Origin of the sequence: Paraburkholderia terricola (genome assembly GCF_900142195.1) — a bacterium.
Classification (GTDB): domain Bacteria; phylum Pseudomonadota; class Gammaproteobacteria; order Burkholderiales; family Burkholderiaceae; genus Paraburkholderia; species Paraburkholderia terricola.
On record NZ_FRAB01000025.1, the window covers coordinates 1 to 15,423 of the forward strand.

Genomic DNA, 15,423 nt, shown 5'->3' on the forward strand with positions numbered 1-15,423 from the left:
AACTCGACGTGCACTGCATCGTGGACAACTATGGCAGTCACAAGCATCCCAAGGTCAAGGCGTGGCTCGCAGCAAAGCCCCGCTGGCACATGCATTTCATTCCTACCTACAGTTCGTGGCTTAACCAGGTCGAACGCTTCTTTGCGCTGATCACCGACAAGGCCATCCGCAGGGGCTCGTTTGGTTCGGTCAAACAACTGATCACGCGTATCGATCAGTTCGTTTCCCACTACAACGAAAACTGCAAACCATTCATGTGGACCGCATCCGCTGATTCCATCCTCGAAAAGCTACACAGACTTTGTTCGCGAATCAGCGGAACGGAACACTAGTAGTCAGCGGTCCAAGCGTGAAGGCTCGGTCCGCTGATTCGAAGTAACTCCCCTCGCGGTTGGGCTGTATTACAGCTATGCCTACGCGAACTGAGCGCCGCATGTCACGGGGTTCACGCCATCCGGTTTCAGCTGTTTCCGTACCGGCCTCGTGGCCCCTGCCATCGTCATCGGCTGCTTCAGTCAGGGGCAAAATAGCCAGCTATAACCTTCACCTCCGAGAAGTCGTGCAGGCCGAATTCGCCCCCCTCGCGGCCGTTCCCTGACTGCTTGTAACCCCCGAACGGAAGGCTCACATCCCACTCGGGATAGTTGAGTTCGACGCTACCGGCCCGGAGTTGGCTCGCGATCCGTCGTGCGTGATCGATATCCGCCGACTGCACGTACGCAGCCAATCCGTACACGCTGTCATTTGCCATGTCCACCGCTTCTTCCTCTGTGCGATATGTGGAGATAGAGAGGACTGGGCCGAAGATTTCTTCACGGAAGATCGACATTGAGGGGTGCACTCGTCCAAATACAGTCGGCTTCACGTAAAAGCCCTGCTCAAGACCCTCAGGACGCCCGACGCCTCCAGCGACAAGCTCAGCGCCATCGCCCAACCCGACCTCGATCATCTGTTGTACTTTTTTGTGCTGGCGACGGTTCGCAAGCGGACCCATGAAGGTCTGCGGGTCGGATGGCACGCCTACAATGGATTCATGCACGACCCGACGCGCAATCGCCGCGGCGTCGTCATATCTCTCGGCCGGAACCAGCATCCTGGTCGGTGCGCTACAGGACTGGCCCGTGTTATAGAAACACGAACGAACACCACGTTTGACTGCAGCCTCAAACGGCGCGTCAGGCAGAATGATGTTTGCCGACTTTCCGCCAAGTTCCAGCAGCACACGTTTTACGGTGGGCGCAGCCGCCATTGAAACGGCGACACCTGCACGGGTCGAACCGGTCAGCGAGACAACATCGACTTCCGAGTGTCCCGACAGCACCTCGCCTACCGATGGCCCGTCACCGTTGATCATGTTGAACACCCCGCGTGGCAAATCAGCGGCAGCCATTACTTCCGCAAACACCATCGCACTCAAAGGCGCCACTTCGCTTGGCTTCAAAACGACCGTATTCCCCATGGCAAGGGCGGGTGCCAACTTGCTGACAATCTGGTTCATTGGCCAGTTCCAAGGGGTAATCAGCGCAGCGACCCCTACCGGTTCACGCACGATCGCAGCCCTTCCCTGCATGGAGACCAAATCGATATTCTTCAAGGCTTCGATAGTTGCCTGCAGATGACCGATGCCAGCTTGCACTTGGGCATTTCGTGCCATCGTGATCGGAGCGCCCATCTCAAGGGAGATCGCCTGCGCCATATCTTCGGCGCGCGCAGCGTAGGCCCGCAGAATCCTGTTTAGCAATTCGATTCGAAACGACTTCTCGGACATCGAGAAGCGTTCGAAGGCGCGTCGTGCCGCTGCAACTGCGGCGTTAACGTCGGCTGCTTCGCCCATCGCGACTTTCCCGATCACGCCTTCGGTGGCAGGATTGACGACATCGGTTGTCGCAAGGCTCACCGGAGAAACCCACCGGCCATCGATGTAAAAGTTCTTCAGATTCGATTGGTCAAGCATGCTGGTTTTGCCTCAGGGAAGTATGTCGTGAGTAGGTTAATCAAAGCCGCATGCGCCCGGACGCAACGCATGCAGCGCCACGGAAGCTCAGGCTGCGAGCGACGCTTGAGCTCGTATTCCCCGGGCTCGCAGAAATTGCACCGTGAGCAGCAGCAGCACCGAAATGACCGTAAGCACCGTCGCGGCAGCAAGGATAGTCGGGCTCAACTCCTCGCGAATTCCCCCCCACATCTGTAGCGGAATTGTTCGCTGATCAACCCCCGCAAGAAAGATCGTCGTGACAACTTCATCGAGCGACGTGGCAAAGGCAAATACAGCTCCGGAGACCACACCCGGCAAAATGAGCGGCAGGGTGATCTTCATGAACGTGGTGAAAGGCGACGCAGCGAGGCTGTGGGATGCCTTGATCAGATCCCGGTCAAAATTCGAGAGGGTCGCCATGACGGTCATTACGACCATAGGTACCGCGAGAATGGTGTGCGCTACGACCAGTCCGGGCAAACTTTGGGTCAGACCGATTCTCGAAAATGCGAAGTAGAGGCCAGCCGCCGTCACCACGACGGGGACGATCATCGGTGCAAGAACGACTCCGAGAACCACGGATCTAAACGGAAGGTTGCGGTCCGTCAGCCCAATTGCGGCAATCGTTCCCAAGATCGTGGCAACCACGGTCGTAGACAGACCGACAATCATGGAATTGACTATCGCTCGATGCCAATTATCGGAAGTGAAGAAATCGTGATACCACCTTGTCGAGAACGCATCAGGGCGCAGTTCCAGCATTCGTGTTGAGATCGTCAGATACTCTCCCGAACTAAACGAGAGCGGCACTAACACGATCAGCGGCAGGAGAAGGAATCCAAGGACGGCCGTGCACACGAGAAGATATAAAGCACGAGTCATTTTGCCACCCCCATCTTTTCAAGCCCGACGACGCGGTTGAAAACGTAGAACACTAGCCATACCGCGACCAGTAAGACAGCAGACAGCCCTGCGGCTAAGCCCCAATTCAATGAACTCTGCATGTGATAGGCGATCATGTTCCCGATCATCTGTCCACTGCTGCCGCCAACCAGCGCCGGCGTGATGTACACCCCAAGCGTAGTAATGAAAACAAGTACAGATCCCGTGGCGATCCCGGGCGCCACCTGCGGCAAGTACACGCTCCAGAACGTTCTCAACGGGCTCGCGCCAAGAGAAAGTGATGCTCGAACGTAATCTTTCGGCACACCTTTCATGACGCTGTACAGCGACAGAATCATGATCGGCAACAAAATGTGCGAAATGGCGACCAATGACGCAAACATCGTATATGCAAGCTGCGGCCGATTTTGCCCGTCGATCAGCTTCAGCGACGCCAAAAGGTCGAGTAGCGGACCGTCGCGCTGAAGCAGTACGATCCAGCTTGTCGTTCGGACCAGAAGCGACGTCCAGAACGGCACTAACACACACATCATCAAAACACTCGCGATCCGCCCGGACGCGTTGGCCAGCAGATGAGCAAGCGGAAAACCCATCAGAAGAACAATGGCGGTGACAGCAAGACCCACGATAGCCGTGCGTTTGTACAGCTCGACGTATATGCGCTGATCTTCGGGTTGTTCAACTATGTGTCCTTCCGTGTCTAGACGTGCATCGAATGAGCCCAGCAGGTGCGCGCTCGTGACGGCCCCGGTCTGATCCTTCAACGTTGCCCAGACCGAAAGCTGAGTCCACGCAGTGTCAATAGAAGATAGACGGTCCATACAACTAGTGCCAGCTTCCTCGCCAATTCGACGGGCGGTTTTGAACAGCACGCGGTTGATACCCGATCGCTGGTAACCCAGTTCCCGCGCGACAGGACCGAGGCGCTCCTGTTCCCGTGCCTGATTCAAATCAGCAATCAAGGCCCGGCACGCTTGCTCGCCAGGTAGCGATTTTCTGTCCCATTCAGCCAGTGCCCTGTGCGTGCGGGGAAGGACATCCGATATGCTGCGATTGTCGATCGAACGACTGAGCATCTGCGCGATGGGTGCCACAAAGAAAATGCACAGGAACGCGAGAAGTGGCAGCACGAAAAGAAATGCCTTGACGCGCGCGCGCCGCAGCGCTCGCTGCGCCGGATTCGCTGTTGACGCCTTGATATCTATGGGCAACGCGACCTCAGTTGCGGAACCGTTCATTCTGTCACCCGTGCACTTGTGCTGCCAAAGGCGGAGCAGTCCTCTGCGTGGAAGCCGGCTATCACCACCGACCCAGCCTCGAGCAAATCTGCTCCCCGTTTGTTGGGGATCTTGGCTACAAGGATTTCCTCGGAAGGCGCCTGCAACTTCACGCGCACGTGATCGCCCTGATAAATGCGATCGAGCACCCGGCAGGGAAAATGGTTATCTGCCTTCTGCGCAATATCACCTAGCAGCAGTCGCTCGGGACGGATCGACATGCTCAGACCCTTCCCGACGCCGGGCGAGTCGGTTCGCCCGATCGCTCGGATCTGCCCGCCCCCGCGCATATCGACTGTCCAGGACGATCCCTGCACATTGGCCAATCGCCCCGACAGCTGATTGTTCTCACCAATGAATGCCGCGACAAAAGCGTTTGCCGGATGCTCATACAGGTCCATTGGAGGTGCTAGTTGCTGAATTACTCCCTCGCTGAAGATCGCGATACGGTCTGACATCGTCAGCGCTTCGCCCTGATCATGGGTGACATAAACGACTGTAATTCCAAGGCGCTCGTGCAGTTGCTTGATCTCGTACTGCATATGCTCACGAAGTTGCTTGTCGAGGGCGCCCAGAGGCTCGTCCATGAGTACAAGACGAGGTTGGAAGACGATCGCCCTCGCCAAAGCGACGCGCTGCTTCTGTCCACCTGAAAGTTGCGCTGGCTTCCTGTCCTCGAATCCCCGCAACTTCACCGTGTCGATTGCCTTCTTAACCTTCTCGTTGATTTCTGCTTGACTAGCACGCCTTACACGTAGGGGATACGCCAGGTTCTCGGCGACTGTCATATGCGGGAAAAGCGCGTAGCTTTGGAAGACCACTCCAATCCCTCGCTTGTGCGCCGGAGTGTCTGTAACGCAGCGGCCGTCGACAATGATGTCCCCATGACTAGGCGTTTCGAAGCCCGCAAGCATCATGAGGGTCGTTGTCTTCCCCGACCCGGACGGTCCAAGCAGCGTAAGGAATTCACCCTGCGCGACTTTCAGATCCAGATTGCGCACGACCATCGACCGTCCATCATAGGTCTTTTGAACGCCGCGAAACTCAACCATAGACTCTGTCATGTTGTCCTCACCAAGCGCGGTTGCGCGCCATAAATTCAGAAATTGCACCGTGCGTTCAAACTTCAGTCGATAGGAAATAAATCCAGGACTCGCACGGATTCAAGCGCGATCAGACATTATGAATCGCAGCCGCGATGGCTTGCCCGACTTCTGCGGTCGTCCCGCTCCCGCCGAGGTCCCTAGTACGCGGGCCTCCCGCTACGACTTTTTCAATCGCCCTCAAAATGCAGTCGTGGGCCTCCTTATAAACGGCTGAGCCGGCACCAAGGAAATCGATCATCATTGCGACTGACCAGATCATGGCCACCGGGTTCGCGATCTGCTTTCCATAGATATCCGGTGCCGATCCATGGACCGGCTCAAAAAGCGACGGATAGCGCCTTTCCGGGTTCAGATTTGCAGAGGCGGCCAGACCGATTGTTCCGGTGCAAGCGGGGCCGAGATCCGAAAGAATGTCGCCAAACAGGTTCGATGCGACCACTACATCGAAACGGTCAGGTTTCAGCACGAAATGAGCGGCGAGAATGTCGACGTGCGCTTTCGTCCACGCCACATCGGGGTAACCTTTCGCAATTTCCGCAACACGCTCATCCCAGTAGGGCATGCTGATCGCGATTCCGTTCGACTTCGTGGCTGCCGTGAGTGTCTTCCTCGGCCGATTGTTGGCAAGTTCAAAGGCGTAACGCAGGACACGGTCTACACCGATCCGTGTAAATACCGACTCCTGGATGACAAGCTCACGATCCGTGTTCTCGAACATCCGGCCGCCAACCGAAGTGTATTCCCCTTCCGTGTTCTCGCGGACGACATAAAAATCGATGCCCCCCGGACTTCGGCCGGCCAACGGACACGGGACACCGGGCAACAATCGTACCGGTCTGAGATTGATATATTGGTCGAAATGACGCCTGAATTTCAGCAGCGAGCCCCAAAGTGAAATGTGATCAGGCACGGTATCTGGCCAACCTGCTGCCCCGAAGAGGATCGCGTCTTTGTCATGAAGTCGTTCGAACCAGTCGTCCGGCATCATCACATCGTGTTGGGTGTAGTAGTCGCAACTTGCCCATTCGATATGATCGATCTCAATTCCGATGCCGAACCGTGTAGCCACAGCCTCCAGAGCGCGCATGCCCTCCGGCATCACCTCTTTTCCAATCCCATCGCCCGCAATTACAGCGATCTTGTGTGTCTTCATCATGTGATCCGAAAGCGCTCCCCGGCGTGGCGTCCACGCAGGTATACGCAGGTTATTTCGCCGCGACACGGGCGATCCGCGGTCGATCTACCTGTCGATGCCACCCACGCAGAGGTACTTTGTCGTCAGATATTCGTCTAGCCCGTAACGGGAGCCTTCGCGCCCAAAGCCCGATTGCTTTATCCCACCGAAAGGTGCTACCTCGTTAGAGATCAAGCCAGTATTGATGCCTATCATCCCGTACTCCAAGGCCTCCGCCACTCGCCATATCCGTCCGATGTCACGGCTGAAAAAATATCCGGCGAGTCCGAACTCCGTGTCGTTCGCGAAGGCAACAACCTCGTCGTCGGTGGTGAACCTGAACAGCGGGGCAAGCGGACCGAATGTTTCTTCCTTCGCCACCAGCATCGTTTGATCAGCCCCGATCATGACGGTGGGTTCAAAGAAATTTCCGCCCAGCGAATGACGCCTGCCGCCCTGAATGACTTGTGCGCCTTTTTTCTGCGCGTCCTCGATATGCTCCTCAATCTTTCGCACCGCGCTTAGATTGATGAGAGGACCCTGGGTGACTCCTTCGTGCCTGCCATCGCCAACGTTAAGCCGCTTTACCGCTTCGACCAACCTCCTGCTAAATTCTTCGTACACCTTGTCATGCACGTACAAACGGTTCGCACACACGCACGTCTGGCCGGCGTTCCTAAACTTCGATGCGATTGCACCTTCAACCGCCATCTCCAAATCCGCGTCATCGAAAACGATGAACGGCGCATTACCGCCTAGTTCGAGCGATAGCTTCTTGACGGTCGAAGCGCAACGGCTCATCAAGGCCCGGCCGATCTCGGTGGAGCCCGTGAAGGAGACCTTGCGTACCAGAGGGTTCGACGTGAGCTCATCGCCGATTTCGCGCGCGTCACCGGTCACAACAGATAAGACGCCGCGGGGCATGCCGGCTCGCTCGGCCAACCTCGCAAGGGCGAGCGCCGAAAGCGGAGTCGCGCTTGCGGGTTTGACGACGACCGCACACCCGGCTGCGATTGCCGGCGCAGCCTTTCGGGTGATCATCGCGGCCGGGAAATTCCACGGTGTAATCGCAGCACAAACACCGATCGGCTCTTTAACGACAATCAACCGCTTGTCAGAGGAAGGGGAAGGGATCGTTTCCCCGTAAGCCCGCTTTCCTTCTTCGGCAAACCACTCAACGAAGGAAGCCGCATAAGCGATCTCGCCTCTCGCTTCTGCCAGCGGCTTCCCCTGCTCTTCCGTCATAATCCTTGCAAGGTCTTCGGAATTTTTCAGAATCAATTCGTACCATTTGCGAAGAATTGCGGCACGATCCTTCGCCGGCCGTTTCCGCCATCCATGCATCGCTTCGTTCGCCTCCTGGATCGCAGTCCGAACCTCGCTTACGCCCAGACGCGGCACCCGAGCGACAACGTTTCCGTTTGCCGGGTTGACCACTTCAAACGTTGCACCATTGAGTGCCTGGATCCACTCTCCTTTCACGAAAGCAGATTCCGTCAGGAGCGACATATCGTTCAAGTTTTCCACGTTTTAGCCTCGAAAGATGATTGAAATTCGGTTGCACTGCACTGTGTGGGGGAAGTCATTGGTCTCGGCGGTGAACCTAAGCGTCAGAGATCAAGAACCAAGCGAGGCGATTTTGAACGGGAAACGCACGGTGTCATGCAGTTGTTGGCTGCCTTATCATCGTCGCTCAGGCAGAGATCATTGTGATCGGGAACGCCATCGAGCACGCGGGTTATACATGTGCCGCAGAACCCTTGAGTGCACGAAACGGGAACGTCTAGTCCCGACTCGTGCAAGACATCAACCAGCGTGCGCTCAGGCGGGACTTGTAGTACCTGACCCGTGCTGGCAATTTCGACCTCGAAGCTTTGAGTGTCGCCGGCCGGCACCGTAGCGCCGGCGAAATATTCAACGTGCACGGACCCATCAGGCCAACTGTTGGCGCACGTGCAAACTAAATCCATGAACGGCCCCGGCCCGCAGACATAAAGATGATCACCGGCATCCCTCGCCGATGCGATCGCCCGGGCTTGCTCAGTTGTCTCTGACGGCGAACAACCAAAATGGAAAGTGACATCACCTCGAAGGTTCGGCGCGGACAGATCGTCGACGAACGCAGCATGCTCCCGAGAACGCGCGAAATAATGCAGGTGAAACTGATCGCCCCGAGAGGCCAGATGCCTTGCCATACTGATCAGCGGCGTGATACCAATCCCGCCCGCAACAAGAACATGGCGACTAGCGCCGCCGGAAAGCGGAAATTTATTGCGGGGATGTCCCACCAATAGTGTGTCGCCCACATGGACGTTTGCATGCATGAAAGACGATCCCCCACGAGATACGGGCTCTCTCTTTACGGCAATCACGTAGCGACCATCGGCTCTTGCACTATCGCAGATCGAATACTGGCGCACCATCTGCGGCGAGATATGGACGTCCACGTGAGCGCCTGGCTCGACCGCAGGTAGCTGACCGCCATCTAATCTCGCGAGCTCGAACGACGCGATGTCGATGGCTTCTCGGTTCACGGCACAAACCAACAGGGGCAGAGCACTAAGACTTTCCATACCGACTCGACGAGTAACTGAGGGTAAACCTGATGCCGGCTCCGGAAATCTAAGTGCCAAGCATCCGCATATTCCGATTTTAGTTCTACAATTCCGTTTTTCAAAATTATGTTTCGGCTGGGCTAGCTTTGATATGCGGGTTTCCCCCTGACCGCGGTCACGAAATCGGTTCGGACAAAGCAAGTAGCGCTCGGGTCAGGGCTCTCGCCCCGATCGCCAGGTCTTCAGGGTTCGTGTCTTCTGCCGGATGGTGGCTAAGGCCGCCAATGCTCGGTACGAAAAGCATCGCTGTCGGACAATGTCTCGCCAGATACATTGAGTCGTGAAATGCGCCTGACAGCATCTCTATGGCATGGCTGTCGCAAGTCCGAGCGGCGGTTCGGACGACGTGCACCATTTCCCTGGGAAAGTGGGTGGGAGGATTACTCATGATGCGTTCAACGCGGACGTCGCAGCCCTGATGGCTGCCACTCCACGATCTGAACAGCGTCTCGAGGCTATCTAGCCGCTCGTCGTTTGGGTGTCGTAGGTCGATAGTGAACTCCACGCCCGCGGCAACGGTGTTGACGGCTCCGGGGTCGACATTGAATCTCCCGACGGTGAGGCGAAGCTGTGGATCACTTCCGTCCGATTGAGCATACGCTTGGATCACCAGGTCTGCGGCACACCTCACTGCGTCAAGCCGCGCCTCGAAAGGTGTGGTACCAGCGTGGGACGAGCGTCCCACGACCGTGAACCGGAACCATCTGACGCCTTGGATACCGGTAACGATGCCGAGCTTCGCGCCTGCCAGTTCCAGAATCGGTCCCTGCTCGATATGGGCTTCTACAAAAGCGCGAAATGGCACTGACATTGCCCGTTTAGGTACATCGAAAAACGTGCTGTCAACGACCTCGAGCTCCTCTGCGAATGAGCGACCCTTGTCGTCCTTTGATGCAGCGAACTCCTGCATTCGGTCTGCCTGGACGAACGCGGCCGACCCCATCGACCCGGGTGCAAACCGACATCCTTCTTCGTTTGTCCACACGGCAACCTCGATCGGATGTGCCGTGGAGATGCCGGCATCGTTTAGCGCGGCAATCGTCTCTAGACCCGCACAAACCCCATAGGCTCCATCTAATCGCCCCCCCGTTGGTTGAGTGTCGATGTGGCTGCCCGTCACGACGGGGGAACCATCCTTGCCACCCGGCCTGCGAAAGAACAGATTTGCTGCGTCATCTCGCAGCACCGAGCAGCCCAACTCTTGCGCGTACCCGATCAGATAGGCCCTCGCCCGGATGTCATCAGGCGTGAGCGCCTGCCTGTTGACGCCCCCGGATTTATCGCCTCCGAACGACGCCAGAGAAGCGATCAGCCGCTGAAGTCGGGGAGGAGAAACTGCCGCTGCGGCCCGATCAACGGGGCTGCCCACGAAATGATCGATAGGTCGGGGGTTCATGACTGCTTCCTTTTGGGGGCGCCCCTCATGTCGCAAGGCCGCGCGTTTTGACTGGTTGACATCCCTGGAAATACGCTGCAATATTTCTTAAAACGGAAGTTTATTCCGTATTTAGGAACTTCACAACTCGAAGGATATGTCATGAGCGAAAGCCCGTCGGCCTCATTTCTGGACTCCGGTGTGGTGCCGCGGTTCGCGGAACCTGCCACGTTTATGCGCGCGCCATACACGCGCAGCCTCGAAGGTGTCGATATCGCTCTTGCGGGCGTTCCGTACGATCTTGGCTGCACGAACAGGAACGGGCCGAGACAGGGACCCGCTCAGGTTCGAGAAATGTCGCGCCTGATTCGGAAGATCAATCCCTATAGTGGAATCTGCCCGTTTGACCTTGCAAACGTGGCGGACATTGGCGACGCACCGGTCAATCCCCTCGACAACAACTGGAGCCTCGACGCGATCACTGCGTTCTATGCACAGCTGCGCGAGAAAAACATCGCCGTTGTTTCCTGCGGCGGCGACCACACGGTCACCTACCCGATTCTTAGAGGTCTAGCGCCCAAGAACCAACCGATCGGCGTGATCCATTTCGATGCGCATTCCGATACGCTGGACGAGTTGTACGGCAGCAAGATCAATCATGGGACAGTGTTCCGGCGCGGGGTCGAGGACGGGATCATCGATCCTCATCGAGTCATTCAAATTGGCCTGCGCGGTACACGCTTTAGCGAAAGTGATGTTCAGTACGCGTATGACAGCGGAATGGCGGTGGTCACGATGGACGACTACGAACGCATGGGACGCGACGCCGTGATCAAGCAGATGCTCGAAACTGTGGCGGGCGGCCCGGTTTATATCACCTTCGACATCGACGGACTGGATCCCGTCTACGCCATCGGAACGGGAGCGCCGGAGCCGGGCGGCCTCTCGATGCGCGATGTGCAGGTGATCATTCGCGCCTCTCAGGGCTTGAACATCTTTGGCGGCGATGTTTGCGAAGTCGCGCCGCCTTTGGACCCTTCGGGTCATACAGCGCTAAACGCCGCCAACCTGATGTTTGAGATTCTCTGCGTCACCGCCGACGCTCGCGCACGCAGCCGCGCCAAGTAACCATCCAAAGCCAGGTGACGCCCATGAACGATATTCAAGCAGCCGGTCGCCCAGCAGTGGGAGGCCCGCAGGATCTGTTTTACTCGACCGCGAACACCGTCGGCCTACCTCGCATTGTTCGCGGCGAGAACATCTATGTTTGGGATGATCAGGGACGCCGCCTCGCCGACGTTTCGTCCGGCGCAATCGTGAGCAACATCGGCCAAGGAAACGAACGCGTCTTACGTGCGATGTACGAGCAGGGGAAAAAACTTTCGTTCAGCTATGTCCGCGTCTCCAGACACGACCCCAACTCGGATCTGTCGGAAAAACTCGCTAAGCTCGCCGGTCCGGGCTATGAACGATGCCATTTCACGTCCGGAGGCTCGGAAGCGAACGAAATGGCTATCAAATTCTGTCGCCAGTATGCCTATGCGACCGGCCAGACCCGGAAAACGCGGGTTATCTCCTGTATGCCGTCGTACCACGGCGGCACCCTCGGCACCATTGCAGTGACTGGCGACCTGGACTTCGCGCCGGTATACGGTGACATGGTCACATTCTCCGCGAAAGTGCCGAGCCCATTTACTTACCGGGTTCCGCAAGGACACACGGCCGAGACATACGCACTCGAGTGCGCACGGCAACTGGAAACGACGATCGTTGAATTGGGTCCGGAGAACGTCCTCTGCTTCATCTTCGAACCGGTGGGAGGGTTATCTACCGGCGCCAACGTACCTCCTGCTGCCTATTTTCGTGAAATTCGCCGGATCTGCAGCCGATACGGCGTGTTCCTCGTTTTTGACGAGGTGATGGCCGGCGCCGGTCGCACCGGAAAGTTTCTGGCAGCCGACCATTGGCCTGAGGCCAAGCCCGACCTGATCGTACTCGCCAAAGGGCTTGCGGCGGGCTACACGCCATTGGGAGCCGTTCTGGCGCCCGCGCGCCTGGTTGACGAACTTGCTTCGCTAACTGGATTCAATCTCGCCCACACCTATAACGCCAACCCGATCACATGCGCAGGTGCATGCGCCGTGCTCGATGAAACCGTTGAGTCCCGGCTAGTTGAAAACGCCGCGAGCATGGGGCGTTACATGTTTTCTCAGCTTCGTGAGCTCGCGGCAACGAGCCCGATCATCGGCGATGTCCGGGGCAAAGGGTTTCTCTGCGCAATTGAACTGGTTAAAAACAAAGATACGAAAGAGATGCTCGCCCCGCACGTGCGCGCTGCGGATCGCGTACGTCAGATTGCAATGGAACACGGCATGCTGATCTATGCCCGTCGAACCAGCGGCGGCAGATTTGGCGAATGGTTTATGGCCTCACCGCCGTTGATCACCACGCAATCTCAGGTCGACGAAATCGTTGCAGGGATCGGAGCCACGCTCGGAGACTTGACCGACGAGCTTCATCGCGCGAACGCACTGTAACGAGGCATGTGATGGCAATTCCTTATGCAGAATATGAACACCTACTGTTCGATCACAAGCCGAACGGGGTGTTGCTGGTCACGATCAACCGCCCCGAAAAATACAACGCGACGAATGAGCGGCTTCACTGGGAACTGAGCAAAGTGTGGCTTACCGTTGGCGAAGATGCCAATACGAAAGTCGTGGTGATAACCGGAGCGGGCAAAGCGTTTTCGGCGGGCGGCGACCTCGATATGGTCACACGCAATCTCGATGACTATTGGGGCGTCCTCCGCACTGGACAAGAGGCGCTCGATATCGTCTACAACATGCTCAATCTGGAAAAGCCGATCATTTCCGCTATCAACGGCGTAGCCGTAGGGGCCGGGCTGGCAACCGCCCTAACGGCTGATATCAGCATCATTGCTGAGGACGCCCGGTTTACCGACGGCCACACCAAGTTGGGGGTAGCGTCGGGAGATCACGCGCTGATGATGTGGCCGTTGCTCTGCGGCATGGCCAAAGCGAAGTACTACCTCCTGACGGCAGATTTCATCGATGGACGAGAAGCCGAGCGCATCGGGCTGGTTAGCCGATGCGTCAAAGCCGAAGAGCTCCTGCCAACCGCCCTTGCCACGGCGGATAAGCTGGCCGCCGGCAGTCAGCTTGCAATCCGATGGACGAAGCGATCGTTGAATCACTGGTATAAGGCAGCCGGGCCCATCTTCGATTTATCGGTCGCATTGGAAATGCTGAACTTCGTCGACGACGACGCTCGGGAAGGCGTCAGATCCGTGCGAGAAAAGCGACCGCCTCAATTCCCCTCGGCTCGGGAAGGCACCTATCAGGAAGCTGGCCCTGGCAATGTCTTACGCTCACGAAAGGGGATCGAATAATGCATGCAGCTTACTGGCTTCAACGCTCCGCCCAACGCACGCCGAACAATGCGCTTTGGATCACCGAGAGCAGAACAATCACTTATCGAGAGGGCGCCGAGAGAGTCAATCGACTCGCCCATGCAATGCTTGCTCGCGGAGCCAGCAAGAATCGCGCGGCAATTCTCTCGAGCAACCGGTTTGAAGGGCTAGAAACGTTTCTAGCGTGCATGACATCGGGCAACATCCCGGTCCCAATGAATCCTCGATTACATCCACAGGAATACGCTTTTCTGCTGGAGGATTCAGGTGCTAGGTTCGTTTTCTACAGCGAAGACTTCGCCGATCAGGTTGCGCGCCTGAGAACACTCGTTTCTGGGGTGGAGTTTTGGGTGTGTATTGGAGCTGGAGATGATCAGTCCATCGGATACGAGTCGCTTTTAGCCGACGCGCCCGCGGACACGCACCCGAATGTCCAAATCGATCCGGACGACGTTGCATGGCTCTTTTACACGTCCGGAACAACGGGGAAGCCGAAAGGCGCGATGGAAACCCATCGCAACCTGATCACGATGTGCCAGCAGTTCCTGCTTGGGATCGTGCCCGACGTCGCCGCGTCAGATGTAATGCTTCACGTCGCCCCGATCTCTCACGGGACGGCGAGCTGCATGATGCCGCACCTCGCGGTCGGCGCCGGGAACGCGTTTCCCTTAAGCAAAAGTTTCTCTCCAGACAAGGTGTTCGAGGCAATCGACCGATTCCGTGTGACTTCGACGTTCATGGCGCCAACCATGATCAACATGTTGGTCAAAAGCGATGTTCGACATAGGTATCAACTATCGTCGCTAAAAAACGTAATCTACGGCGGCGGCCCGATGTACGTCGAACAATTACGCCAGGCGTTGGACTTACTCGGCAACGTGTTTGTCCAGATTTACGGACAGGGCGAAGCGCCGATGACAGTCACCTCGCTACCCAAAGACGAACATCTTGTCGGAACGGACAAACAAAAAACCGCGCGGCTTCGATCCTGTGGCCGAGAACTCCCGGCCGTGCGGGTTGCGATCCTCGATGATCACGACTGCGTTTTGCCGGCCGGACAGTTTGGAGAGGTATGCGTGCGCTCAGACCTCGTGATGCGTGGCTACTGGAATCGACCGGATGCGACTGCCGAAACGTTGCGATCTGGCTGGCTACATACAGGCGACATTGGGTTCCTCGATTCGGACGGCTACCTCTTTCTTACCGATCGGAAGAAGGATCTGATCATCTCAGGTGGATCGAATATCTATCCAAGAGAGATCGAGGAAGTGATATGCGAGCACCCATCGGTAGCTGATGTGGCGGTCGTTGGTATTCCGGACGAACTATGGGGTGAGGCCGTAAAAGCAGTGGTCGTCAGGAGAGCGGGCAAAGATGTCTCCGAAGCCGAAATCATCGACCACTGCAAGAATCACCTGGCATCCTATAAAAAACCGACCAAAATCGAGTTTGTTGCGGAATTGCCCAAGAATGCAGCCGGCAAGGTGTTGAAGCGCGAACTGCGGTAGCGCTCAGGTGTAGCGGTGAGCGGCGACGGGTCCCCGATCACCGCTCGGGTGTAGTTA

13 protein-coding genes are annotated in these 15,423 nt (G+C 57.0%); 5 read left to right on the top strand and 8 right to left on the bottom strand.

All coding sequences use genetic code 11. From position 1 onward, the window contains the following. A partial coding sequence (locus tag BUE39_RS20550) for a transposase (RefSeq protein ID WP_200799516.1) occupies window positions 1-332 on the top strand: 332 nt, incomplete at its 5' end. Window positions 333-511: 179 nt separating this feature from the next. On the opposite strand, the gene BUE39_RS20555 is transcribed toward BUE39_RS20550, so the two are convergent. The 8 genes from BUE39_RS20555 to BUE39_RS20590 all read right to left on the bottom strand — a co-directional run bounded on the left by BUE39_RS20555 (window position 512) and on the right by BUE39_RS20590 (window position 10,446). Beyond that, window positions 512-1,954, bottom strand: coding sequence for an aldehyde dehydrogenase family protein (locus tag BUE39_RS20555; protein ID WP_073430566.1), 1,443 nt, complete (start codon window positions 1,952-1,954; stop codon window positions 512-514). 87 nt (window positions 1,955-2,041) lie between these two features. Beyond that, the gene (locus tag BUE39_RS20560; protein ID WP_073430567.1) at window positions 2,042-2,857 is read right to left on the bottom strand and encodes an ABC transporter permease; all 816 of its coding nucleotides are present in this window, start codon (window positions 2,855-2,857) and stop codon (window positions 2,042-2,044) included. After that, a complete protein-coding gene (locus BUE39_RS20565; protein WP_084561452.1) occupies window positions 2,854-4,116 on the bottom strand; it encodes an ABC transporter permease in 1,263 nt (420 codons plus the stop codon). Before BUE39_RS20565 ends, BUE39_RS20560 begins: the two co-directional genes overlap by 4 nt. Further along, window positions 4,113-5,267: an ABC transporter ATP-binding protein gene (locus tag BUE39_RS20570; protein WP_318268290.1), complete on the bottom strand. Its 1,155-nt coding sequence runs from the start codon at window positions 5,265-5,267 to the stop codon at window positions 4,113-4,115. Before BUE39_RS20570 ends, BUE39_RS20565 begins: the two co-directional genes overlap by 4 nt. Window positions 5,268-5,328: 61 nt before the next feature. Beyond that, window positions 5,329-6,417, bottom strand: coding sequence for a tartrate dehydrogenase (locus BUE39_RS20575; RefSeq protein WP_176035817.1), 1,089 nt, complete (start codon window positions 6,415-6,417; stop codon window positions 5,329-5,331). 84 nt (window positions 6,418-6,501) lie between these two features. Next, window positions 6,502-7,944 carry an NAD-dependent succinate-semialdehyde dehydrogenase gene (locus BUE39_RS20580; protein ID WP_073430570.1) on the bottom strand — a complete coding sequence of 481 codons (1,443 nt, stop codon included), beginning with the start codon at window positions 7,942-7,944 and terminating at the stop codon, window positions 6,502-6,504. A 101-nt stretch (window positions 7,945-8,045) separates the two neighbouring features. Beyond that, window positions 8,046-9,008, bottom strand: a complete 963-nt coding sequence (locus tag BUE39_RS20585; protein ID WP_073430571.1) for a PDR/VanB family oxidoreductase — start codon at window positions 9,006-9,008, stop codon at window positions 8,046-8,048. A 157-nt stretch (window positions 9,009-9,165) separates the two neighbouring features. Then, the gene (locus BUE39_RS20590) at window positions 9,166-10,446 is read right to left on the bottom strand and encodes a M20 family metallo-hydrolase (protein ID WP_073430572.1); all 1,281 of its coding nucleotides are present in this window, start codon (window positions 10,444-10,446) and stop codon (window positions 9,166-9,168) included. A gap of 141 nt (window positions 10,447-10,587) precedes the next feature. Between BUE39_RS20590 and speB the strand changes: the two genes are divergently transcribed. From speB to BUE39_RS20610, 4 genes are read left to right on the top strand one after another with little or no spacing between them, the layout of a single operon-like run. After that, entirely contained in the window at window positions 10,588-11,553 is a 966-nt protein-coding gene (gene speB / locus BUE39_RS20595; protein ID WP_073430573.1) for an agmatinase, read from the top strand. Window positions 11,554-11,576: 23 nt separating this feature from the next. Next, the gene (locus tag BUE39_RS20600) at window positions 11,577-12,962 is read left to right on the top strand and encodes an aminotransferase family protein (protein ID WP_073430574.1); all 1,386 of its coding nucleotides are present in this window, start codon (window positions 11,577-11,579) and stop codon (window positions 12,960-12,962) included. Window positions 12,963-12,979: 17 nt separating this feature from the next. Continuing rightward, a complete protein-coding gene (locus BUE39_RS20605; RefSeq protein ID WP_073430638.1) occupies window positions 12,980-13,837 on the top strand; it encodes an enoyl-CoA hydratase/isomerase family protein in 858 nt (285 codons plus the stop codon). Beyond that, window positions 13,837-15,366 (top strand): acyl-CoA synthetase, encoded by a 1,530-nt coding sequence (locus tag BUE39_RS20610; protein ID WP_073430575.1) that lies wholly within the window; start codon window positions 13,837-13,839, stop codon window positions 15,364-15,366. Before BUE39_RS20605 ends, BUE39_RS20610 begins: the two co-directional genes overlap by 1 nt. Window positions 15,367-15,423: the final 57 nt, after the last annotated feature.